Source organism: Kitasatospora sp. NPDC086009 (assembly GCF_044540385.1).
Taxonomy (GTDB): Bacteria; Actinomycetota; Actinomycetes; order Streptomycetales; family Streptomycetaceae; genus Kitasatospora.
On sequence record NZ_JBITSA010000002.1, the window covers coordinates 771258 to 794133 of the forward strand.

General features: G+C 74.7%; 20 protein-coding genes. 4 read left to right on the forward strand and 16 right to left on the reverse strand.

What is annotated here, in order from left to right:
* Positions 1 to 59: 59 nt before the first annotated feature.
* From ACIF6L_RS09100 to ACIF6L_RS09125, 6 genes are all read right to left on the reverse strand, one after another.
* On the reverse strand, positions 60 to 461 hold the full coding sequence (locus tag ACIF6L_RS09100; RefSeq protein WP_396487098.1) for an SHOCT domain-containing protein: 402 nt from the start codon (positions 459 to 461) through the stop codon (positions 60 to 62).
* The gene (locus ACIF6L_RS09105; RefSeq protein ID WP_329487080.1) at positions 458 to 1042 is read right to left on the reverse strand and encodes an NUDIX hydrolase; all 585 of its coding nucleotides are present in this window, start codon (positions 1040 to 1042) and stop codon (positions 458 to 460) included. Before ACIF6L_RS09105 ends, ACIF6L_RS09100 begins: the two co-directional genes overlap by 4 nt.
* Positions 1039 to 2199 (reverse strand): type III polyketide synthase, encoded by a 1161-nt coding sequence (locus ACIF6L_RS09110; RefSeq protein WP_352296258.1) that lies wholly within the window; start codon positions 2197 to 2199, stop codon positions 1039 to 1041. The genes ACIF6L_RS09105 and ACIF6L_RS09110 overlap by 4 nt, the downstream gene beginning before the upstream one ends.
* A gap of 71 nt (positions 2200 to 2270) precedes the next feature.
* Positions 2271 to 3476, reverse strand: a complete 1206-nt coding sequence (locus ACIF6L_RS09115) for a cytochrome P450 (protein ID WP_396486768.1) — start codon at positions 3474 to 3476, stop codon at positions 2271 to 2273.
* 220 nt (positions 3477 to 3696) lie between these two features.
* The gene (locus tag ACIF6L_RS09120) at positions 3697 to 4605 is read right to left on the reverse strand and encodes a phosphatidylinositol-specific phospholipase C (protein WP_396486767.1); all 909 of its coding nucleotides are present in this window, start codon (positions 4603 to 4605) and stop codon (positions 3697 to 3699) included.
* 219 nt (positions 4606 to 4824) lie between these two features.
* Positions 4825 to 6231 carry an SDR family NAD(P)-dependent oxidoreductase gene (locus ACIF6L_RS09125; RefSeq protein WP_329487076.1) on the reverse strand — a complete coding sequence of 469 codons (1407 nt, stop codon included), beginning with the start codon at positions 6229 to 6231 and terminating at the stop codon, positions 4825 to 4827.
* A 500-nt stretch (positions 6232 to 6731) separates the two neighbouring features.
* Between ACIF6L_RS09125 and ACIF6L_RS09130 the strand changes: the two genes are divergently transcribed.
* Positions 6732 to 7382, forward strand: a complete 651-nt coding sequence (locus ACIF6L_RS09130) for a LysE family translocator (protein WP_396486766.1) — start codon at positions 6732 to 6734, stop codon at positions 7380 to 7382.
* A gap of 224 nt (positions 7383 to 7606) precedes the next feature.
* Here ACIF6L_RS09130 and ACIF6L_RS09135 read toward each other — a convergent pair whose 3' ends face one another.
* The gene (locus ACIF6L_RS09135) at positions 7607 to 9148 is read right to left on the reverse strand and encodes a carbohydrate binding domain-containing protein (protein WP_396486765.1); all 1542 of its coding nucleotides are present in this window, start codon (positions 9146 to 9148) and stop codon (positions 7607 to 7609) included.
* Positions 9149 to 9397: 249 nt separating this feature from the next.
* Entirely contained in the window at positions 9398 to 10027 is a 630-nt protein-coding gene (locus ACIF6L_RS09140; RefSeq protein ID WP_329487072.1) for a choice-of-anchor C family protein, read from the reverse strand.
* Positions 10028 to 10421: 394 nt separating this feature from the next.
* Between ACIF6L_RS09140 and ACIF6L_RS09145 the strand changes: the two genes are divergently transcribed.
* Together ACIF6L_RS09145 and ACIF6L_RS09150 are read left to right on the forward strand one after the other, a co-directional pair.
* The gene (locus ACIF6L_RS09145; RefSeq protein WP_329487071.1) at positions 10422 to 11042 is read left to right on the forward strand and encodes a GDSL-type esterase/lipase family protein; all 621 of its coding nucleotides are present in this window, start codon (positions 10422 to 10424) and stop codon (positions 11040 to 11042) included.
* 64 nt (positions 11043 to 11106) lie between these two features.
* Positions 11107 to 12063: an aldo/keto reductase gene (locus ACIF6L_RS09150; RefSeq protein ID WP_329487070.1), complete on the forward strand. Its 957-nt coding sequence runs from the start codon at positions 11107 to 11109 to the stop codon at positions 12061 to 12063.
* Between the two features lie 108 nt (positions 12064 to 12171).
* On the opposite strand, the gene ACIF6L_RS09155 is transcribed toward ACIF6L_RS09150, so the two are convergent.
* The 4 genes from ACIF6L_RS09155 to ACIF6L_RS09170 all read right to left on the reverse strand — a co-directional run bounded on the left by ACIF6L_RS09155 (position 12172) and on the right by ACIF6L_RS09170 (position 16616).
* Positions 12172 to 12825 (reverse strand): GNAT family N-acetyltransferase, encoded by a 654-nt coding sequence (locus ACIF6L_RS09155; RefSeq protein ID WP_396486764.1) that lies wholly within the window; start codon positions 12823 to 12825, stop codon positions 12172 to 12174.
* 76 nt (positions 12826 to 12901) lie between these two features.
* Positions 12902 to 13579, reverse strand: a complete 678-nt coding sequence (locus ACIF6L_RS09160) for a nitroreductase family protein (protein ID WP_396486763.1) — start codon at positions 13577 to 13579, stop codon at positions 12902 to 12904.
* 76 nt (positions 13580 to 13655) lie between these two features.
* Positions 13656 to 15293, reverse strand: coding sequence for an ABC-F family ATP-binding cassette domain-containing protein (locus tag ACIF6L_RS09165; RefSeq protein ID WP_396486762.1), 1638 nt, complete (start codon positions 15291 to 15293; stop codon positions 13656 to 13658).
* A gap of 99 nt (positions 15294 to 15392) precedes the next feature.
* Complete coding sequence (locus tag ACIF6L_RS09170) at positions 15393 to 16616, reverse strand: hypothetical protein (RefSeq protein WP_396486761.1); 1224 nt, start codon at positions 16614 to 16616, stop codon at positions 15393 to 15395.
* A 454-nt stretch (positions 16617 to 17070) separates the two neighbouring features.
* Between ACIF6L_RS09170 and ACIF6L_RS09175 the strand changes: the two genes are divergently transcribed.
* Entirely contained in the window at positions 17071 to 18678 is a 1608-nt protein-coding gene (locus ACIF6L_RS09175; RefSeq protein WP_396486760.1) for an ABC-F family ATP-binding cassette domain-containing protein, read from the forward strand.
* Positions 18679 to 18784: 106 nt separating this feature from the next.
* Here ACIF6L_RS09175 and ACIF6L_RS09180 read toward each other — a convergent pair whose 3' ends face one another.
* The 4 genes from ACIF6L_RS09180 to ACIF6L_RS09195 form a co-directional block, all read right to left on the reverse strand.
* A complete protein-coding gene (locus ACIF6L_RS09180) occupies positions 18785 to 19444 on the reverse strand; it encodes a Pr6Pr family membrane protein (protein ID WP_396486759.1) in 660 nt (219 codons plus the stop codon).
* 200 nt (positions 19445 to 19644) lie between these two features.
* Positions 19645 to 20322, reverse strand: a complete 678-nt coding sequence (locus ACIF6L_RS09185; protein WP_396486758.1) for a response regulator — start codon at positions 20320 to 20322, stop codon at positions 19645 to 19647.
* Positions 20319 to 21602, reverse strand: coding sequence for a sensor histidine kinase (locus ACIF6L_RS09190; RefSeq protein WP_396486757.1), 1284 nt, complete (start codon positions 21600 to 21602; stop codon positions 20319 to 20321). Before ACIF6L_RS09190 ends, ACIF6L_RS09185 begins: the two co-directional genes overlap by 4 nt.
* Positions 21603 to 21826: 224 nt before the next feature.
* Positions 21827 to 22786 carry a hypothetical protein gene (locus ACIF6L_RS09195; RefSeq protein WP_396492488.1) on the reverse strand — a complete coding sequence of 320 codons (960 nt, stop codon included), beginning with the start codon at positions 22784 to 22786 and terminating at the stop codon, positions 21827 to 21829.
* Positions 22787 to 22876 lie beyond the last annotated feature (90 nt).

The window sequence follows — 22876 nt, forward strand, 5'->3', positions numbered from 1 at the left end:
GCCCGGGCCCCCCCCCCCCCCCCCCGCCCCGGTCGGTCCCGGCTCAGGCCGGTCGCCGCTCAGGCCAGGAGCTTCTCCTTGGCCCGCTGGTACTCAACCTCGGTGATCGCACCGCCGGCCTTGAGGTCGGCGAGCTTGGCCAGGTCGTCGACGTGGCTGCGCCCGCCGCCCGCGGCGGCGCTCGCGGTGGAACCCGTCGAGCCCGTGGCACCCGGGGCACCCGCGCCCGGCGGACCGCTCCCGGGTGCCTCGGTGGCTGCCTCCCGGATGTACGCCTTGAACGCGGCCTCGTTCTGCCGGGCCTCGGCCACGTCCCGCTTGCTCATCGACGTGCCACGGGCGATCACGTAGACGAGGACGCCGATCAGGGGCAGCAGGATCACCAGGATCAGCCAGCCGGCCCGGCCCCACCCGCGCCCGTGCCCCCGGCCCACGCCCCGGCCGCCGCCCCGCTTCGCTATCCGGCGGACGTCCGCCCGCGCAGCTCCACGGCCAGGCCGACCAGCTCGCCCCACCACGGCTCGTGGCTGCCGACCAGCAGCCGCTGCGCCTCGGCCGGCTCCACCGCACGGACCTCGACCACCTGCTCGCCGTCGTCCGGGTTGGTCGGGGTGGAGTCCACCGACACCTCCGCCCAGCCCCAGAGCCAGGCCTTCTCGGGGTGCGGCTGCCACGGCCGGTACGGCTCCGCGCTGTCCGTCACGCAGCGGTGGGCCCCCAGCCAGGACGGCTCGCCGAGCAGGCGCGCGCCGGCCTCCTCGCGCAGCTCGCGGACCAGGCAGGACTCGATCGACTCGCCGCTCTCCCGCGTCCCGCCCGGCAGGAACCAGTGGTCGCGGTCGTCCCGGCAGAGCACCACCAGCCCGGCGGAGAAGCCCACCAGGTGGATGTTGGTGATGAGTTCGTCCGGTGGCAGCGCGAGGGAGAACTGCGCGTCGTACCGGCCCCAGGGCCAGTACTGCGGTGCGTGCAACGCGGGGAAGCGCGCGGCCAGTTCGGCCGCTCTGGCAGAGACGTCGGATCGGTCCGTGGTGTCGGTCATTCGGTGATCGTAGTCCCGGCCGGACGCAGCAGGGGGGTGGTCGCCTGGACGAGTGCGAGGTCGGCCACGTCGATCGCCCGGGGGCGGCGCGGGATGGTCGCCTCGATCGGGACGCCGGCCCAACTGCCGAGCGAGATCTCGGCGGTGATGCCCGGTCCGAAGCCCGCGATCAGGCCGTGGGTGCCGTCCGCGACCCCGCCCTCCTCGAAGAGCCGGGCGAGGGCGTCGAAGACGACCGCGCTGGCGATGTTCCCGCGCTCGGTGAGGGTGGCGCGGCTGAAGCGGAAGGCCGCGGGCTCCAGGTCGAGGTAGTGGCAGAGGTCGTCGAGGATCCGCGGGCCGCCGGCGTGCACGATGTAGAAGCCCAGGCCCGAGATGTCCCAGCTGTGTTCGGTGGCCAGCGTGCGCAGGGCGGGCGCGAGCATCTCCATGGTGCCGGGGACGCGTTTGTCGAGCTGGAAGTGGAAGCCGGTGTCCCTGACGCCGTAGGAGATCCAGTCCTCGGTGTGCGGGACGAGGTGCGAGCCGTTGCGCTCGATGTGCACGCCGGTGCCGCCTCGGCCGCGCATCACGGCGGCGGCGACGGCGTCCCCGAACAGGCCGTTGGAGAGCAGCGACCCGACGCCGAGGTCGGTCGGCTGGTAGCAGAGCGAGCAGAACTCGCAGGCCACGATGAGCACGTTGGCGCCGGGGTAGGCGCGGCAGAAGTCGTGCGCACGGTTGACGGCGGCGCCGCCGGCCGCGCAGCCGAGCTGGGCGATCGGCACCTGGCGGGTGTCGGAGCGGAAGCCCATGGTGTTGATCAGCCAGGCGGTCAGCGACGGCATCATGAAGCCGGTGCAGGACACGTAGATGATCAGGTCGATCTCGCGGGCGGACAGCTCGGCGTTGGCCAGGGCGCGTTCGACCACCTCGGGGACCCTGCGCTTGGCCTCCCGCTCGTAGACCGCGTTGCGGCCGGTGAAGCCGGGGTGGCGCAGGGTCTCGTCGATGGGCTGGACCAGGTGCCTGGTCCGGACGCCGGTGTTCTCGATCAGACGCAGGGCGAGGCCGAGCTGTGGATGGTCGGCGTGCAGGCCGCGGGCCAGGTCGAGGGTCTGCTCCAGGGTGATGACGTGTTCGGGGACGGCGATGGCGGGTCGGCAGAGTGTTGCCATGGGTACGGATCTCCCCTGGAGGGCCTACGGGTGCGTCGGAGGGGCGCCGGGCCGGCGCGGCGGGGAGCTGGTCACCAGGCGACCGGCAGGGTCCGCGGATAGCGCCAGATCGAGCCCGTCCGCCAGTCCAGCTCGGCGGCCGGCACGGCGAGCCGCAGGTCGGGGAAGCGGCGCAGCAGGGTGCCGATGGCCACCTGGAGCTCCATCCGGGCGAGGTGGGCGCCCGCGCAGTGGTGCGTCCCGTAGCCGAAGGCCATGTGGTTGGCCGAGCCGCGGTCGAGGTCCAGCTCGTCGGGCCGCTCGAACATCTCCGGGTCGCGGTTGGCGGCCAGGTAGGAGACGTGGACGGCCTCGCCGGCCCTGATCCGCACGCCGCCGAGTTCGACGTCCTCGGTGGCGACCCGGGCGATGCCGACGCCCTGGCGGAACGGGATGAAGCGGAGCAGCTCCTCGATGGCGCGCGGCAGCAGCTCCGGCTGGGCGCGGAGCTTGCCGAGCTGCTCGGGGTGGGTGAGCAGGGTGTAGGTGATGTTGCTCAGCTGGTAGGTGCTGGTGTCGTGGCCGGTGACCAGCAGGACCATGGCCATCACGGCGAGCTCCTGGTCGTCCAGCAGCTCCTCCTCGTCCCGGGCGGTGGCCAGGGCACTGATCAGGTCCTCGCCGGGGGAGCGGCGGCGGGCGGCGGTCAGCTCGGAGAAGTAGGCGCGCAGTGCGGCCTTGGCCCGGACCTGGCCGTCGCCGCTGCCGGGGCCCATCGACATCATCGCGACGGCGTGGCCGCGCAGCTCGGTGCGGTCCTCCTCGGGGATGTCGAGCAGCTCGCAGATGGTGACCATGGGGAGCCGGGAGGCGAGGTGGTGGACGAAGTCGGCGGGGGAGCCGTGCTCCGCCATCTCGTCCAGGAAGCCGTCGACCGTGCGCTGGGTCTTCGGCCGCAACTGCTCGACCTGCCGGTTGGTGAACCCCTTGGCGACCAGCCGGCGCAGCCGGTTGTGGGCCGGCGGGTCCATCAGGTTGATCGCCTCGACCTGGGCGATCGGGGCGGGCGTCATCCGGGGGAGGTCGCGGCCGATGCCGGCGGCGCGGCTGAACCGGCGGTCGGTGGTGACGACGCGGACGTCCTCGTAGCGGGTGGCCAGCCAGGCCTCGCCCTCGCCGTGCGGCAGCCGGATCCTGGCGACCGGGTCCTCGGTGAGCAGTCGCTTGAGGAGGGGGTCGAACTCCAGGCCTTCGGTGTGGTTGAAGGGGCAGTCCCACACGGGGGCGGAGGTAGTCACGGGCTTATCCCAATGGCCGGAGTTGGTGCCGCCCGACCGGGGGATCGTTCGGGCGCGGACGTGCTGATGTTCCCCCATGGAAAGGCAAAAATGTGGATAAGGAAGATAGTTCGCTCGATCGAGCGAGATAGATGATTGTCGTGCGATATGCGGGAGTTGGGGGCGCGCGGATGCCCGGGCGAGCGGGGCGCGCCCGGGCGGTCGGGCGCGCCCCGCCCGGTCAGCCGCCGAAGTTGAGCGCGTACAGCGAGCGCGCGAGGTCCGGGGTCACGAAGTCCAGCGGGACGGTGCCGAGCACCGGGCGGGCGGGGCGGTCGAGGGCGCCCAGGTAGGAGCGGAGCTTCGGCGTGATCGCGTCCGCGGCCTGGCGCGGCCAGAGGCCCCAGCCGGAGCTGGAGGTGAAGGTGAGGAACAGGCGGCCCGGGTCGGCGGCGGCGCGGGCGGCGTCCAGGTGGGCGGAGACCTCGGGCCATTTGCGGGAGTTGAGCTCGAAGATGGTGCCGATGTCGTAGTCGTCCTCGATGTCCGTCCGGGGCCCGCCCCAACGGAGGCCGGGCAGGCCGGAGTTGTCGGCCAGCAGGACCACCCGCCCGCGCACCTCGGCGAGCCGGGGGATCCGGTCCTCGCTCCAGAACAGGCCCTTCCAGCGCGCCTGGTAGCCGGCGAAGAGTGCGCCGAACTCACTGTCGGAGACCGTGGAGTACTCCTGTTTGACCCGCATGACCAGGGTCTCGCCCGGGTGGGCGGCGAGGAAGGCCAGGCAGTGGTTGAGGACGTCGCCGAAGAAGATCTGCTGGAAGACCGGGCCGTGGTGGATCGCGAGCACGCCGTCGATCGCGCGGCAGCGGATGTCCAGGAAGCGCACGCCGGCCGCGAACTGGTCGGGCAGGGCAAGTGTCTGGGTCTGTGTCAGCGGGCCGCCGTACAGCGCGCAGCTGTCGTGCGTGCCGGGGAGGGTGAGCCGGGAGAGCGGGGCTCCGCCGTCGACGGCGCCCAGCCAGTCGGCTCCCGCCGGGACGGCGAGCGCGCCGGCCCGGGGCGTGGCCGCCCCGAGGCCGGCGGCGGTGAGGGCGCCCAGCAGGGCGGTTCGGGTGAAGGTGCGCCGACTGATCGGCGCGTGCGAGGTCACGGGCACGGTCTGGTACCCCCGTCGGGTGTGGTGGCCGGATCACGACAATGGCATGTCCATTGTGGAGAGATCGGCCCGCCCTGCCCAGCCCCGCGACGGCGCGCGGTCGCACCTCCACCCGTCAGCGGCGGGCGAGTTGTCGTGCGGGCGGGCGAGGTCCGGCCGACCCGCGCCGCGCACGGGTGAGGTCCGGCCCGGTGGCCGGCCGGCCCCCGGGAGTCACCAGGCCGCCTCGCGGTAGTCCTTGAGGAAGACGCCCGACACCGGCGCCCCGGCCTCGCCGCGGACGATCGGGTCGTAGACGCGCGCGGCGCCGTCGACGATGTCGAGCGGGGTGCGGAACCCGTCGGCGGCCAGCCGGGCCTTCTTGGGGGCCGGGTTCTCGTCGGTGATCCAGCCGGTGTCGACCGCGCACATGTGGACGCCCTGAGCGGCGAGTTCCTCGGCGCTGGTGCGGGTGAGCATGTTGAGGGCGGCCTTGGCCATGTTGGTGTGCGGGTGACCGGCGGTCTTGTTGCGGACGGCGAACCGGCCCTCCACCGCGGTGACGTTGACGATGTAGCGGCGGGCGTGCGGCGCGGCCAGCAGCAGCGGCAGCAGGCGGTCGCAGAGCAGCGCGGGCGCGAGCGCGTTGACCAGCTGGGTCTCCAGGAGCTCCGCGGGGTCCAGCGCGCCGAGCCGGGCGGACCAGGAGTTGACCGGCGCGGGGTCGGGCAGCAGGCCCGCCTCGTCGGCCCACTCGGACGGCAGGGCGAGGGCCGACCGGTCGGCGGCGGTGTCGAGTTCGGCGGCGGGCCAGGCCGGGGCGAGGGCGGGCATCGGCCGGAACCCCGGGGCGTGGACGACCGCGGTGGGCGCGGCGGGCAGTGCGGCCCGCTCACCGGCGGCCAGCAGGGCGTAGGACCCGGGCGGGCGGCGCAGGGTCTGCGCGGCGTTGTTGACCAGGATGTCCAGCGGGCGGCCGTCGGCGCGGAGTTGCTCGGTGAGGCCGAGTACCTGGCGCGGGTCGCGCAGGTCGATGCCGACCACGGTGAGGCGGTCGCGCCACTCGGCGCTGCCGGCGGCGGCGTGGAAGCGCCGTACGGTGTCGTGCGGGAAGCGGCTGGTGACGATCAGTTCGGCGCCGTCGCGCAGCATCATCAGGGCGAGCTGGAAGCCGATCTTCACCCGGCCGCCGGTGAGCAGTGCCCGGCGCCCGCGCAGGTCGGTGCTGAGGCCGCGACGGGCGGTGTTGTCGACGGCGCAGCCGGGGCAGAGCATGTGGTAGAAGGCGTCCACCCGGCGGTAGTGCTGCTTGCAGACGTAGCAGCGGCGGCCGAGCCGGAGCTCGCCGAGCGGGGCGGCCGGGGCGGCGGCGGTCAGCGGCGCGTCCTCGCGGCGGTCCGGCGCGCCGGTGGCGGTGGCGGCGAGCAGGCCGGCATCGGCCAGGCGGTCCTCGTCCCGGGCGTCCTGGCGACGGCGCTTGCGGCTCTCCCGGACGAAGGACTCCAGTTGGCGCTCGGCGTGCCGGCGGACCGAGTGGTCGGCGGGGAGGGCGCGCAGGCGTCCGAGGGTGCGGCCGAAGGCTGCCAGCTCCTCCGGGCCTATCTCGTCGGCCGCTGTCCGCTCGTCGCTCCGGACCGTCATGTCCTCCCCCTCGTGCGCTGTGCTGCGATGCCGTGTACTGCGGTGCCCTGTACTGCGGTGTTCTGTGCTGCGCTGTCCTGTGCTGGGATGCCCTGTGCTGGGATGTCCGCGCTGCGGCGCCCCGGTGGTCGCGGCCGGAGGCGAGCGGGCGGTGCGCCTGCCGTCGTGCCACCGGACCAGGACGAGGACCGGATCAGGGCCGGACCAGGACCGGACCAGGGCCGGACCAGGACCAGGGCCCGCCGGGGAGGCCGGACGCGGACCGGCGTGCCCGCCGCGATGCCGCCCCCGGGCGGTGGTGAGGACTGTAGCGGCTGCGCCCGACAAGTGAGATCGCATTATTCGTAGGATGAGACCTTGATCGCGGCGGATGTGCTGCGAGCCCGCGGCGCGGTGCGCGGCGGGATCGAGGCGGTTGCGCGTCGCGGCCTCGCGGCGGGCCGGCCGCCGGCCCGCGGTGTCCGCACCGCGGCCACGAAGGGAACGGGGAGAGCGGCACGATGGTGAGTCTCGGCGCGATAGCCGGCATCGCGATGGTGGAACTGGGGATGGTCCTGTCCCCCGGCCCGAATATGATCTACCTGGTGTCCCGCTCGGTCGCCCAGGGCCGCCGGGCCGGGCTGACCTCGCTGGCGGGCGTCTTCGTCGGCTTCCTGGTCTACCTGGTCGCGGCGACGGCCGGGATCGCGGCGGTGTTCGCGCTGGTGCCGGAGGTCTATCTGGCGCTCAAGCTGGCGGGCGCGGGCTACCTGCTCTGGCTGGCCTGGAAGGCCGTCCGGCCGGGCGGCACTTCGGCGTTCGCGCCGAAGGAACTGGCGGCCGACCGGCCCGCCCGGCTGTTCGGCATGGGCCTGCTGACCTGCCTGCTGAACCCGAAGATCGCGATCCTGTACGTCTCGCTGCTGCCGCAGTTCGTCGATCCGGACCGCGGCCACGTCGCGGTGCAGAGCCTGCTGCTGGGCCTGACGCAGATCGCGGTCGGCGTGGCCGGCAACGCGGTCTTCGTGCTGATGGCGGGCTCGGTGTCGGCCTTCTTCGCGCGCCGCCCGACCTGGCAGCGGGTCCACCGGTACCTGATGGGCATGGCGCTGGCCGGCTTCGCGGTGCGGCTCGTGGCGGACCGCTCGAACGCCGCGGTGGCGGCGCCCTGAGCCGCCGTCGGGGGGGGCCCCGCCCCCCGGGGGGGGGGGCCCCCCCCGGGGCCCCCCCCCCCCCCCCCCCGCGCGGGGGGCGGGGGGGGGGGGCCGCGCCCGGGGGGGGGGGGGGGGGGGGGGGCGGGGGGCCCGGCCCCCGGGGGGGGGGGGGGCCCCGCGCCCGGGGGGGGGGGGCCCCCCGCCCCGGGGGGGCGGGCCCCCCCCGACGGGGACCGCCCCGCTCAGCCCGCGTACTGGGCGAAGATCTTCGCGAACTCGTACGGCTGCTGGGCGATGTTGGTGCACTTGTAGAGCGCGCCGGTGCAGGCGTTGGCGTCCCGGGTGGCGTCCCAGAAGGCCAGCTCGCCGAGGTGGTGCTGCTGGGCGAAGGCGACCAGCTGCCGGGCGTCCGCCTGGTTGTAGACCTGGTGGTCGTCGTTCTCCCCGAGCATCGGGGTGATGCCGACCGCGGCCCAGAGCTGGGCATCGCTCTTCGCCGGGTAGAGCGACTTGAGCTGGCCGTAGAGGCCCTGGGCCGCCTGGACGGCCGCGTCGCCGTAGTCGGCGCCGGTGCGGTAGTAGTCCATCGCCATCGCGTTCACCAGGTCGACGGCCACGCCCGCGTCCCGGGCGGAGCGGACGATGGCGACGCCCTCGGCGGTGAGCCCCTCGGGCAGCACCGGTAGGGTGAACGACACCTTCAGGCCGGGGTTGGCCTTCTGCAGCTTGGCGAGCGCGGCGGAGCGGCGGTCGTTGGCGACGGTGTCGGCGATCGCGGCGCCCTCGATGTCGAAGTCGACGTAGCGCAGGCCGTAGGCCTTGACCACGGCGTCGTACTCGGCGAACAGCGAGTCCACCGAGGTGCAGGCGGCGGCGAGTTCGGTGCCGCTGGCGCCGCCGAAGGACACCTTCACGTCGCCGCCGGCCGCGCGCAGCGCGTCCACCTGGTCCCTGGCCCAGCCGGTGCGCGGGTCGTAGGCGTTGAACCAGCTGGCCTTGCAGCCGACGCCGGTCACGAAGCCCATGGTGAAGGACTTCAGATTGCCGGCCTGGGCCATCGCGGGCATCGACGGGGTCGGCCAGGCGCCCATGTCGATGTACGGGGCCACCGGGACGGCGGTGGCCGGCGGCGGGGTGGTGGGCGTTCCGGTGCCGGTGGGCGTGGGCGTGGGCGTGGTGGTCGGCGTCGGCGTGGCCGAAGTCGGCGGCGGGGTGGTCGGGTTGCCGCCCGGACCGGTGAGCGTGACGTCGTCGGCGAGGTAGCCGCCCTGCCCGTACCAGCCGTGCAGGTAGACCGTCACGCTGCTGGTGGCCGGGCCGGTGGTGAAGGTGGTGGAGAGCTGCTGCCAGGCGGGGCCGCCGGGGGTCCAGACGGCCGGGTCGGTGACCCCGCTGCCGGTCGCGCCGAGGTAGACGTACTGGCCCTGGACCCAGGCGCTCAGCGTGTACGTGGTGTTGGGACGAACGGCGACGCTCTGGCCGCACTGCGCGGTGTCGCTGCTGCTCACGCCGCCCCGCAGCGCGTACGAGCCGCTGTACGCGCCGGTGCCGACGACGCTGCCGGTGGTGGCCGAACAGCTCCAGGGGCTCGCCGAGCCGCTCTCGAACCCGGCGTTGCCGAGCAGGTTGCCGTCGGCCGCGCCGGCGCTCCCGGCGAGCGAGGCGAGCCCGCCGCCGGCCAGCACGGTGGCGGCGGCGAGACCGAGCAGCTTGACCCGGACGGCGGGGCGGCGGTGCCGGGCGGGGGCGTCGGGCGCGTGGGTGTCGTGGGGCGCGCGTGGCATGGGGGTGCCTCTCGGGACGGTGCGCCCGCCGCCCGCCACGCGAGGGGGAGCGCGGGCGGGCGGCGGGTGCGGTGGGGGCGTGGTCCGGTGCGGGGAGGTGCGCGGTGCAGCTTCAAACTGGACTAGACCAGCTGTGCACGTCAAGCACCTTCGGCACATCAGAGGCGGTTGCCGGGAAGGTTTTAGGAACGGTTTAAGGCAGCGCCCGCTCCCGGGGCGCGGCCGTGGACGCCCGGGCGGGCCGCGCGGTCAGCAGGTGGGGCAGGCCCGGCACTCCCGGACCTGGACGTCGTCCACCACCGGGCCGTAGGCGCCGCTGCCGGTGGTGCTGGCGAAGGCCAGTGTGGTGGAGGCGCTGGTGGCCACGAAGGTGAACTGGCGGCCCACGTACCCCATGGCGGCCCGCGACTTGCCGGTGGTGTCGAAGGAGAAGTCCTGGAAGTCCTGGCCGTCGACGAGGGCCCGGCCGGTCTTGACGGCCGGTCCGCCCTCGGGGTTCCCCGCCAGCGCGTACGTCACCGAGTAGGTGGCGCCCGGCGTGGTGGCGAAGGTCTGGGCCACGGTGCCCTGGGAGGAGCCGTTCAGGTCGACGGACTGGTCGCCCTCGGCGGCCTGCCAGAAGCCGGCGCCGATCAGGTCCACGCTGCCGCCGGTGACGCGCCACGGGCCGATGGACTGTCCGGCCGAGAGGCCGAGGAAGGAGTTCGCCGCCACCTTCGGCGTCTCGAAGCTGCCGTCGTCGAAGCGGCTGAGGGCCCGGCTCTGGGCCGCCGCGCGGTCGGCGGTGCCGGCGGCCCGGGCGGGAACCGCCGAGGCGGTGACGCCGCCGACGAGCAGCGCGAGGGTGACGGCGGCGGTACGGGTGCGCGGGAACGACATGGCGACCTCCTGGACGGACGTGGCGCCGGAGCCCGGAACGGGTCCGGCAGCGCTCATCGTCGGAGCCGCCGGCCGCGCGGGGCCAGGCCGGGGCGCGGGCGCCTCGTGGTGCGGGGCGGCACCCGTGAGCTCTCGCGCGCCGGTTTGGCGGGCGGTCGGCTGCCGCGGACCGGTCCCGGGCCGTCCGCCCCCGGGGCCGGGCGGGCGGGGCGCCGCGCGGCGGCGGCCCGGGGGAGGCGCCTTGGTCCGGTCCGGCCGTTGCACACGATCCATCCGCGCGCCCCGGCCGCGCTTCGTACGCTCCCCGTCCTGGCGCGCGGCCGGGGCCGGGGGTGGCGGCGTCCACCCTGTGGAAAGGTGCCCGGCGCGGTCGGCCGCGCCCTACCGTGACCGGATGATCAAGGACTTGCGCATCTGCTTCATCGGGGACTCCTTCACCCAGGGCGTCGGTGACCCGGAGTACCGCGGCTGGGTCGGCCGGGTGCTCCAGGAGACCGGCCGGGCGGCGCCCGCCGAGCTCACCGCCTTCAACCTGGGCGTCCGGCGCAACACCTCCTCGGACGTGCTGCGCCGGATCTGGGCGGAGCTCGACGCACGGACCCTGCCGGGCGCGGACAACCGGCTGGTGGTCTCGGTCGGCAGCAACGACGCCACGCCGCAGGACGGCGGACCCCGGGTGGCGCCGGCCCGCTGCCTGGCCAACCTGACCGCGATCCTGGACGGCGCCCGCGAGCGCGGCCTCGGCGTGCTCGTGGTCGGGCCGCCGCCGGTGATGTGCTGGGGCCGGGACCACCTGGAGCCGCTGCTGGACCTCGCCGGGCGGATCGCCGGGCTCTGCGCCGAGCGCGGCGTGCCGTTCGTCGACGTGACGGCCGCGCTCGCCGCGGACCGGGTCTGGGCGGCCGAGGCGGCGGCGGGCGACGGCGCGCACCCGGGCGCCGGCGGTTACCGCGTCCTCGCCGCTCTCGTGCTGTCCGGCGGCTGGCGGGACTTCGTGCGGGGCGCGCGGGCTTGACCTTGAGCGCACTCCAAGGGAGAGGCTGGTGCCGTTGATCCACGACACGAAGGAGCACCGGAAGATGCGTACCACCACGCTTGGTCAGCAGGGTCCCGAGGTCGGAGTGGTCGGTCTCGGCTGCATGGGCATGACCTGGGCCTACGACCTGCGCAACCGTGACGACGACACCTCGGCCCGGGTGATCCGCGAGGCGCTGGACCTCGGCGTCACGCTGATCGACACCGCCGACATCTACGGCCCGTACAGCAACGAGGAGGTGGTCGGCGCCGCCCTGGCCGGTCCGTACCGGGAGCGCGCGGTGCTGGCCACCAAGGTCGGCCTGGTGCCGGGCACCGGCGACCGGCGGGTGGACAACGACGGTCGGCCCGAGCACGTGCGGCGCGCGATCGACGAGAGCCTGCGCCGTCTGGGCACCGACCACGTCGACCTCTACCAGCTGCACCGGGTCGACCCGGAGGTGCCGATCGAGGAGACCTGGGGCGCGCTCGCCGAGGCCGTCGCGGCCGGCAAGGCGCTCCGGATCGGGCTCTCCGAGGTCACCGTCGAGGAGATCAAGCGAGCCCAGGCGGTGCATCCGGTGGCGTCCGTGCAGTCCGAGCTGTCGCTGTGGACCAGGGACGCGCTGGCCGAGGTGCTGCCGTACACCGAGGCCGAGGGCATCGCCTTCCTGCCGTTCTCGCCGCTCGGCCGGGGCTTCCTGACCGGCAGCATCTCCTCCCTGGACGAGCTGCCGGCGGACGACTTCCGCCGCTCGCTGCCGCGCTTCCAGCAGGACGCGCTGGCGGCCAACCTGGCCCTGGTGGCGAAGGTGAAGGAGGTCGCCGACCGGGTCGGCGCGACGCCCGCGCAGGTCGCGCTGGCCTGGGTGCTGGCGCAGGGCCGGTACGTCCTCCCGATCCCGGGCACCAAGACGCCGCGCTACCTGGTGGACAACGCGGGGGCGGCCGACCTGGTGCTCTCGGCGGCCGACCTCGCCGAGCTGGACGCGCTGCCGGCGCCGACCGGCGGGCGCTACTGACCGGGTGACGGGCCGGTCTTCCGGGGCCGGTCTTCCGGGGCCGGGCTTCCTGGCCGGGCTCCCGGGCCGGCGGCACAGGGTGCGGGGCCGGGCCGGCCGGCCCCGCGCTCAGCGCTCCTTGATCCAGACCAGCTGCCGGCCCGTCTCACCGGGCGCCCGGACCGCCGCGTCGGCGATCCGGGCCAGCCGGAAGCCGAGCTTGCGCGGCACGGCCGCACTGGCGGTGTTGGCCTGGTCGCAGTGGATCTCCACCCGCCGGACGCCGGGCAGCGCGAGCGCGGCGGCGCTCAGCGCCCCGGCGGCGGCGGTGGCGATGCCCCGGCCGCCGTGCTTCGAGCCCACCCAGTAGCCGATCTCCAGCGCCCCCGGCCCGATCCGGCCGTGCAGGCCGAACGAGCCGATGACGCTGCCGGGTTCGGCGTCCAGGCCGACCAGGTAGATGAAGTCGGTGCCCGCGTCCCAGGCGGCCGCGCCGGCCGCGGTCAGCTCGGTGGTCTGCGCCAGCGTGGGGGCCGCGGCGGCCCACTCCAGCCAGGGCCGCAGATGCTCCAGATCGGTCCGGACGGCGGTGTTCAGCGCGCGCGCGTACGCGGCCGAGCGGCGGCGCAGGGAAATTCCGCCGGCCAGCCGCAGCAGTTCCGGCGGCCGGCCGGTGGAGATTTCGCCCGGGGCCGGTCGGCGCCGTCCGGTGCCGGATCCGGTGGCGGGGGCGGCGGCAGGGCCGGGTACGTCCTCGCAGGGTGGTGGCGTGACGTGAGTCATGACAGCGATTATGGGCGGGCCCCGGAGCGCCGGCCACCGCCGAACCGCGGGGGAGCCGGCGCCGCCCCCGGGCGCGTCAGAGGCGTGTCAGCACGTCGTAGAGCTCCTTGCGCCGCAGGTCGGGGACGCGCGCCCCCTCTGCCGGATAGCCCACCGGGATGACGTAGGCGGCCCGCTCCTCGGCCGGGCGTTCGCACACCTCGTTGAGGAACTTCATCGGGCTCGGGGTGTGGGTGAGCGTGGCCAGGCCCGCCTGGTGCAGGGTGGCGAGCAGTAGCCCGACGGCGATGCCGACGGACTCCTTGGTGTAGTAGGGGCGCGGCGACCGCGGGCCCTTGTGCACCTCGAAGACGACGATCACGGCGGGCGCGTCCTCCAGGAACGGCTTTCGCCAGTCGGTGCCGATCGGGGCCAGCGCGGCCAGCCACTCCTCGGAGGCCCGGTGCGCGTAGAACTCGCGCTCCTCGGCCTCGGCGGCCTCGCGCAGCCGCCGCTTGCGCTCCGGATCGGTGATCACCACGAACCGCCAGGGCTGGACGTGCGCGCCGCTGGGCGCGGTGTTCGCGGTGCGGATCGCCCATTCGACGACGCCGTCCGGGATCGGGCGGGTCGCGTAGTCGCGGACGGTCCGGCGCCGCGCCATCACGTCGTGGAAGGACCTGCTGCGTGCCTCTGCCTCGTGGGCGGGCACCGTCATCGGGATCAGCGGGACGGTCGGGTAGGCGGGCGTCCCTGCCACTGCACTGTCAACCATGGCCGACAGCACAGCACATGACGGGCGGTCCGGGAAGAGTCCCGGACCGCCCGATCGTACGAATGGACCAGACCACTCAGCTCTCGTGGACGCGCCCGCCGCGGACCTCGATCCGCCGGTTGACCTGCACCGTGTCCAGCATCCGCCGGTCGTGGGTGACCAGCAGCAGCGTGCCGGTGTACGAGGCCAGCGCGGACTCCAACTGCTCGATGGCGACCAGGTCCAGGTGGTTGGTGGGCTCGTCCAGCACCAGCAGGTTGACGCCGCGGGCCTGGAGCAGCGCCAGGGCCGCCCGGGTGCGCTCGCCGGGGGAGAGGGTGTCGGCCGGCCGCAGCACGTGCGCCGCCTTCAGGCCGAACTTGGCCAGCAGGGTGCGCACCTCCTCCGGGCTCAACTCCGGTACGGCGGCGGCGAACGCGTCCGAGAGCGGCTCCCCGCCCAGGAACAGGCCGCGGGCCTGGTCCACCTCGCCGACGACCACGCCCGAGCCCAGCGCGGCGTCGCCGCCGTCGAGTTCGAGCCGGCCGAGCAGCGCGGCCAGCAGGGTGGACTTGCCCGCGCCGTTGGCGCCGGTGATCGCGACCCGGTCGGTCCAGTCGATCTGCAGGTCCACCGGTCCCAGGGCGAAGTCGCCGCGCCGGACGGTGGCCCCCCGCAGGGTGGCGACCACGGCGCCGGAGCGCGGCGCGGTGGCGATCTCCATCCGCAGCTCCCACTCCTTGCGGGGCTCCTCGACCACGTCGAGCCGCTCGATCATCCGCTGGGTCTGCCGGGCCTTGGAGGCCTGCTTCTCGGTCGACTCGGTCCGCATCGCGCGGCCCATCTTGTCGTTGTCGCCGGCCTTGCGGCGCGCGTTGCGCACCCCGTGCTCCATCCAGCCGCGCTGCATCCGGGCCCGGGCCTCCAGGCCGGCCTTGGTGTCCGCGTACTCGTCGTACTCCTCGCGGGCGTGCCGGCGGGCCACCGCGCGCTCCTCCAGGTACGCCTCGTAGCCGCCGCCGTACACGTTGACCTGCTGCTGGGCGAGGTCCAGCTCCAGCACCCGGGTGACCGTCCGGGCCAGGAACTCGCGGTCGTGGCTGATCACCACGGTGCCCGCGCGCAGGCCCTTGACGAAGGACTCCAGGCGCTCCAGGCCGTCCAGGTCGAGGTCGTTGGTGGGCTCGTCGAGCAGGAAGACGTCGTAGCGGGAGAGCAGCAGCGAGGCGAGGCCGGCCCGGGCGGCCTGGCCGCCGGAGAGCGCGGTCATCGGCAGGTCCAGCGAGACCGTCAGCCCGAGCGAGCCGGCGACCTCCTCGGCCCGCTCCTCCAGATCGGCGCCGCCGAGGTCCAGCCAGCGGTCGAGGCTGGCCGCGTAGTCGTCGTCGGCGCCGGGGCGGCTCTCGACCAGGCCCTCGGTGGCCAGGTCCAGGGCCGCCTGGGCGGCCGCCACGCCGGTGCGGCGGGCCAGGAAGTCCCGGACCGACTCGCCCTCGCGCCGCTCCGGCTCCTGCGGCAGGTGGCCGATGTTCGCGCCCGCCGGGCTGAGCCGCAGCGAGCCGCCCTCGGGGGTGTCCAGCCCGGCCAGCAGCCGCAGCAGCGTCGACTTGCCGGCGCCGTTCACGCCGACCAGCCCGATCACGTCACCGGGGGCGACGACCAGGTCCAGGCCGGAGAAGAGGGTGCGGTCGCCGTGGCCGGCGACGAGGTCCTTGACTACGAGTGTGGCGCTCATGATGTCTCCGATTCTAGGAGAGCGGGGGAGCGCGCCGGGGCCCGCGGCGGGAAAGGCCGCGGGCCCCGGGGCCGGACGTGCTGCCGGAGGTGACTCAGGTCACTTCGTCTTCTTGGAGATGTACTCCAGCGCGTGCTGGGCGACGTCGTCCAGGTAGGGGCCGGCCTCCCAGGTGTTGTCGTTGCCCCCGATGGAGGTGTCCGAGACCAGCACCTGCTTGCCGTCCTTGGTCGCGAACCAGCCGCCGCCGCTGTCGCCGCCGGTGCCGTTGCAGCCGATGGTCAGCATCGCCGGGCGGCTCGGGTCGATCGTGTGGCGGACCGGCTTGCCGCTGTCGCAGTGCTCCAGCTCCATGCCGTCGAAGGGCTTGCCGGCCGGGAAGCCGTAGCTGCTCACGGTGGAGACCTGGTCGCGCGGGGCGTTGAACCAGACCGGCACGGAGCCGCCGACGACCTCCTCCAGCGACTTCTTGCTGCCGTCCGGGTTGGCCACCCGGATGATGCCGAAGTCGTACTGGCTCCACGGGCCGCCGTACTCCGGGTCGGCCTCGTCCGCCCAGGTCGGGGAGACGATGCCGGCCACCGCGCCCCACTCGCCGTACGGCTCGGCCTGCGCCAGCGGCGCCTGCTTCCCGCCGCTCAGCACGCCGGTGCTGTTGAAGGCCGGGGCGAAGGTGATGTTGGTGTGCGACTTGCCGCCCTTGCCGCCGTGCAGGCAGTGGCTGGCGGTCCACACCAGGTTGCTCTTGCCGGGGTTGGCCGGGTCGGAGATCACGGTGCCGGAGCAGACGTACTCCTGCGCGCCGTCCTGGAAGAACAGCTTGCCGTTCACGTGGAAGTTCTTCGCGTACGGGTGCGGGACGGGCTTCTCCTGGACGACCTTCGGCAGCGGGTCGTTGCCGTTGTCCGCCGGCGGCTGGGAGCCCGGCTGGCTCGGCGTCGCGCCGGTGGGCTGGGCCGTGGGCTGCGCCGCGGTCGGCTGGCCGCTGGGCTCCTTGGCCGGCCCGGGCTTGTACGGCTTGGCCTTGAGGATCTTCTGGAGGTCCCAGAAGCCCTGCACGGCCGGGGTGATCACGTTCTGCTGGGCCCACTTGTCCCAGTCCTCGAACTTCCACTTCTTCAGCTCGTCGAGGGTGGGCAGCTTGACCGGGGCGGCGCCCGGTGTGCCGGTGCCGGCCCCGGTGGTCGCGGCGGAGGTCGGCGCCGCGGTCTGGGCCCCGGTGGCGTCGCTGTTGTCCGGACCGCACGCGGTCGCGACCACCATCGTCAGCGTGACGACGGAGGCGCCCAGCGCAGCACGCGTGGTCCGGGATATCGGTGACATGAGTTCAGTTCCCCCTGTGGATGCGTGCCATGCCGCCCGAGCCGCAGGCATGGCAGGTGAGGAGTCTGCCATGCGGGCGGCGGTGCCCCCGCCCGAGGGTCGGACCGGGGCGGAGCTGTCACGGGATCGGCACGTGATCCGCACGGTATTAATCGCTTGCCGGGCCCCGGGAGCCTCCGTACCGTGGTTCGTGCCACCCGCCAGAACAGGAGAAGGCCGTTGCTCTACTGAGGTCCCGAGACACCGCCCCCGCCGCCCCGCAGCCTGCTGCCCGCGGTGTGTGCGTGTGCGAGTGCGCGACCTCAGTGGTGAGCCGGCCCGGCATCCCTCCGTCCGATCTTCGACGGTCCTCGCTGCCCGCCCGGCCGCCACGCTCCGGGCCCCTCCACGCGCCGCCTGCGGTGTCTCCCGTGTTGCTCCCCAGACCGTCTGCAACCACCCGGGAGGCCTCCCCATGGCATCACCCAGTACCGCTGTCCTCTGCACCGACCTCGGCTTCGAGTGGCCCGACGGCACGACCGTGCTCGACGGCTTCCAGCTCGCCGTCGGCCCCGGCCGGACGGGCCTGATCGGCCTCAACGGCGCGGGAAAGTCCACCCTCCTGCGCCTCGTCGCGGGCGAACTCACCCCCACCGCCGGCGCCGTCAGGGTCGGCGGCGAGCTCGGCTACCTGCCGCAGGGCCTCACCCTCGACACCGGGCTGAGGGTCGACGAGGCGCTCGGCATCCGGGCCACCCGGGAGGCGCTGCACGCCATCGAGTCCGGCGACACCGACCAGCGCCACTTCGACGCCGTCGGCGACGACTGGGACGTCGAGGAGCGCGCCCGCGCCACCCTCGACCGGCTCGGTCTGGACCGGCTCGGCCTCGACCGCACCACCGGCGAACTCTCCGGCGGCGAGGCGGTGCTGCTGCGGCTCGCCGCCCTGCTGGTGCGCCGGCCCGACGTCCTGCTGCTCGACGAGCCGACCAACAACCTCGACCGGTCCGCCCGCGAGCGGCTCTACGAGACGGTGGCCGGCTGGAGCGGGGTGATGGTGATCGTCAGCCACGACCGCGAGCTGCTCCAGCACGTGGACCAGATCGCCGACCTCAGGGACGGCCAGGTCACCTGGTACGGCGGCAACTTCGCCGACTACGAGCGGACGGTCGCCGCGCAGCAGGAGACGGCGGAGCGGCTGCTGCGCAACGCCGAGGCCGATGTCCAGCGCCAGAAGCGGGACTTGGTCGACGCCCGTGCCAAGCTGGACCGCAGCGCCAGTTACGGCAGGAAGCGCTCGGTCACCCGCAACGACCCGCACATCTTCGCGGGCAAGCTGAAGCGCCAGGGCCAGGAGACCGCCGGGCGGCTCCAGGGCATGCACACCGAGCGACTGGAGGAGGCCAGACAGCGGCTCACCGCCGCCGAGGAGGCGGTCCGCGACGACGCCGAGATCCGGATCGACCTGCCCCGCACCGCCGTGCCGGCCGGGCGCACGGTGCTCACCCTGCAGAAGGTCCGGCTGCCGTACGGCACCACCGCCGACCTCGACCTGCGCGGACCCGAGCGGATCGCCCTGATCGGCCGCAACGGCGCCGGCAAGTCCACCCTGCTGCGCACCATCGCCGGCGAACTCGCCCCGCTGGAGGGGGAGATCACCACCCCGGTGCCGCTGCGCCACCTGCCGCAGCGGCTGGACGTGCTGGACGACGGGCTGAGCGTCGTGGGGAACGTCAAGCAGTTCGCCCCGGCCGCGGGGGACAACGCGATCCGGGCCAGGCTGGCCCGCTTCCTGTTCCGCGGCGGCCGGGCCGACCAGCTCGCCGCCACCCTCTCCGGCGGCGAGCGGTTCCGGGCCACGCTGGCCGCGCTGTTGCTGGCCGATCCGCCGCCGCAGCTGCTGCTGCTCGACGAGCCGACCAACAACCTCGACCTGGCCAGTGTCCGCCAGCTGACCCAGGCGCTCGCGTCCTACCAGGGGGCGCTGATCGTCGCCAGCCACGACCTGCCGTTCCTGCGCGGCCTCGGGATCACCCGCTGGCTGGAGCTGGACGGCGAGCTGCGGCCGGTGGGCCCGCGGTAGCCGGCCGGCGCCGGGGCCCGGCCCACCGGGTCGGGCCCCGACGGCGGGGTCGGGCCCGGGCGGTCGGCGCCGGCGCCGCTTCAGGCCCCGGTTCAGGCGGGCCGGTTCAGGCCCCGGTGAGCTCGGTCGCGGGCCGCAGCTTGCGGGCGACCAGCGTGCCGAGCCGGTCCAGGCCGACCACCGTGGCCGCGAGGACGACGAACTCGACGGTCAGCAGCGCGATCTGGCCCCAGACGTAGCCGTAGCCCTTGGTCGTCGGGTCGAAGAAGAAGTACGGGTACGGCAGCGGGTAGTTGGAGAACAGCCCGTTGCGGGCGAGCACGATCGCCGCGTAGCCGAGCGGGAAGGCCAGCCAGAGCGGGATGTCGCGCCAGGCGGAGGCGTTGCGCGGCTTCAGCGTCAGCCAGTCGATGATCACCATCACCGGCGTCACGTAGTGCAGGAAGAAGGACGACCAGTGCTGCAGCTTGTCCGGCCCGTCGAAGAGTCCGGGCAGCGGGTTGGCGCCGTGCTCCAGCAGGATGTGCGAGACCAGCCCGGTGATCAGGATGTAGAGCGTGGCCGCCCCGCGCAGCCGGGGGGCGGGCGCGTCCACCGTGCCGCGCTTGACCATCCAGTAGACCGCGCCGATGAAGTAGCCGAGCACGATCACATTGCTCTGGATGGTGAAGTAGACCAGCGGGGCGGTCTGGAGGGTCAGGCCGAGGCCCGCCGAGAGCACGATGCCCATGCGCCACCAGAGCGCGGGGCTGGTCCGGACTGACATGCGGTCACCAGTTCGTTTCAGGCGATACGGGAGGTATCGGGTGGAAGAGGGGGGATCGACGCACTCTACTCGCTGGTAGGGCCGGGACGGAAGAAACGTCACCGCAGGTGGCAGGCCCCCCGGCCCCGGCCGCTCCCTCCCCCCGTCACCCGGCCGCTCCCTCCCCCCCGTCGTCACCCGGCCGCTCCCTCGTCCCGCCGTCACCCCGGCAGGACGAAGCCCGACTCGTACGCGGCGATCACCGCCTGGGTGCGGTCGCGGGCGCCGAGTTTGGCCAGCACGCTGCCGACGTGCGTTTTGACCGTCTCCGGGCTGAGCGTCAGCCGCCCGGCGATCTCGCCGTTGCTGAGCCCGGCGGCCATCAGCCGCAGGACCTGCCCCTCCCGCTCGGTGAGCCGCCCGATCGGCCCGTACCCCGACGCGGCCGCCGGCCGCCCCGCCGGCCGCTGGCGCAGCGCGAGTTCGCGCACGGCGGCCGGGTAGAGCAGCGAGTCCCCGCGCGCGACCAGCCGCACCGCCTGCACCATCTCCTCCGCGCTGGCCCGCTTCAGCAGGAACCCGGCGGCGCCGGCCCGCAGCGCGTCGTACACGTGGTCGTCGTGCTCGAAGGTGGTGACCACCAGGATCCGGGGCGGCTCGGCCATCCCGCCGACCAGCTGCTCGGTGGCCCGGATGCCGTCGATGCCGGGCATCCGGACGTCCATCAGCACCACGTCCGGACGCAGCTCGCGCACCAGCGGGACGACCGCGGCGCCGTCCGCCGCCTCGCCGACCACGGTGAGGTCCGGCTCCGCGTCGATCACCACCCGCAGGCCGGTCCGCACCAGCCGTTCGTCGTCCGCGATCACCACCCGGACGGTTCCGGTCGGGTCGTTCATCGTGCTCCCTCCAGCGGTAGCCAGGCGGTCAGCCGCCAGGTCGTCCCGTCGTCCGTCGGACCGGCGGCGCAGCCGCCGCGCAGCACCGCCGTCCGCTCGCCGATCCCGCGCAGCCCCCGGCCGCCGCCGGGGCGGCTGGGCCGGGCCTCGCCCAGCGGATTGGTCAGTTCGATCTCCAGCCGGTCCGCCGCCAGGCCGACCCGGAGCCCGGCGGGCGCCGGCCCGGCGTGCCGCAGCACATTGGTCAGACCCTCCTGGACGATCCGGTAGGCCTCGCGGGAGACGGCGGCCGGCAGCCGGTGCAGCCCGGGGGCCAGCTCGGCGTCGACCTCGACGCCGGTGCGGGCGAGCTGGCGCAGCAGGTCGTCCAGCCCCGCGAGGGTCGGTCCGGCGGACTCCGCGTCCGCCCGGTCCTCCTCGCGGAGCAGCCCGAGCACCGCGTCCAGCTCGGCGACGGCCGCCCGCGCGGTATCGGCGATCGCCCGCAGTGCCTCGGCGGCGAAGTCCGGGTCGGTCCGCAGCACCCGGGCCGCCGCCGAGGCCTGGATGCCGACCGCGCCGAGCGCGTGGCCGACCGAGTCGTGCAGCTCGCGGGCGAGCCGGTTGCGCTGGGCGAGGACGGCGGCCCGCCGTTCGGCGGCGGCCAGCCGCTCCTCCGGGGTCGGGCCGAGCAGCACCGGCGCCCACCGGGCCAGCAGGGCGCCGCAGCCGGCGCTGGTGGCGAGGATCAGCAGCAGGAGCGCGAGGCCGAGCACCGGTCCGGACAGCCAGGCCGGGAACCCGCGGTCCTGCCAGAAGCGCACCACGTCGTCCACCGCCGGCCCGCCGAGCGGAGTGATCACCAGCACCACCGCGAACGGCGTCCCGGCCAGCGTCATCCCGCTGACGATCCCGCCGAACAGCACGTGCAGCACGTACCAGGCGGCGCTCCGGCGCCTGGCGGCCCAGGACCTGGCCGGCCCGGCGGAGACCTCCTCGGCCCGCTCCGGCGCGCAGAGCGCCCGTGCCGCCGCCCCCTCCAGCGACCGGACCGTCGGCACCAGGGCGGTGACGGCGGCCATCGGCAGCGAGAGGGCGAGCGCGGCGAAGTAGAGGAGGACCTGGACCACGGAGCCGTGCGCCGGGTCGAGCGCCCCGAGCAGGACGGTCGAGAGCATCCAGTACGGCATCAGCAGGGCGCCGCCGAGCACCAGGTGCACCCAGCGCAGCCGGGCCCGCCGGCCCAGCAGCGCACCGCCGATCCGCCGCGCGGTGCCGCCCGCGCCCACCCCCGTGATCACCTGGCCGACTCTACGTCAGCGGCGGCGGCCCCCGGGGGGGCCGGCACCGCCTGCCCGGCCAGGGCGACCCCGCCGGCGGAGATCGTTGTGGTCATGCCCCCCACGCTCCCGCGGGCGGGAGCGCCGGTGCCTCCTCCCACCACACGATCCGCCTCCCCCGCCAGGGGGAGCCGGCCGGCCCGGGTGTCCTCCCTGGAGACCCGGGCCGGCCGGCCGCGGACGGGCTACGGGATGATCGGCTCGCAGCCGACCGCCTTGCCGCCGGCGACGAGGAACTGCCGCCAGAGGTCGGCGGTGTCGGGGAAGAGCCCGCTGCCGGCCACCCCGGGGCTGTACTTCCGGTCCAGGTGGAAGTAGGTGGACTTGCCCTGGCACGTGGCGACCACGTTCTCGCCCGAGGACCCGATCCACCGGGCGCGCCCGTAGGCCTCCGTACGCGCGTCCTGCGGGTCCAGCGCGCTGACCCGGGGGTCGGTGGTGATCGTGAAGGAGGCCTGAGTGTTCAGGCCGCTCGGGGAGGAGATCGCACAGGACCAGACCGGGGCGAACCCGGCGGTCACCGTCTGCCGGTACCCCTCGCCGGCCTGTGGGTCCCGGGCCGGCGCCATGCCGGGCAGGCCGCAGACGTTGCCGAGGTCGGCCGGTTGCGGGGTCGCCGCGGCGGACAGGCCGGACGGGGCGGGGAGCCCGCCACCGCACCCCTTGCTCTCGGCGGCGGTGTTGGCGAACGCCACGGCCAGCGCCGCCATCCCAGCGGCGCGGCCGCCGACCGTGTCGTCCGACCCGAGCAGCCGGACCTCGGCCCGCATGGCCTTGGGACAGCCGTCCGGGAGCAGCGCCCAGGCACGGGAATCCAGCACGGCGCCGGTGGAGCCACCGGCGAACAGCCGGGCCTCCGGTGCTGTCGGCGGCGTGACCTCGTCCTGGGGGAGCGCGAGGGCGAGCGCCGCGGACCGGCCGGTCGGGCCGAACAGCCCGTACGAGACCGTCACCCGGCAGGCAGCGGTCCGGTCGTAGGCGCCGGGCGACCAGCCGTCGCTCTTCTCCTCGCTGATCCGCCCGGGCCCCAACGCGGTGTGCACCTCGTCCGCCGTCGCGGCGCCAGCGCAGACCGTGTCCGGCCCCAGCACGTTCGTCAGTTCGTACAGCAGCACCCCCGAGGCGGGGGGCGGGGGGGCCCCCACAAACCCCCCCCCCCCCCCCCCCCCCCCCCCGGGGGGGGGGGCCCGCCCGGGGGGGGGGGGCGGGGGGGGGGGGCGCCCCCCCCCCCGCCG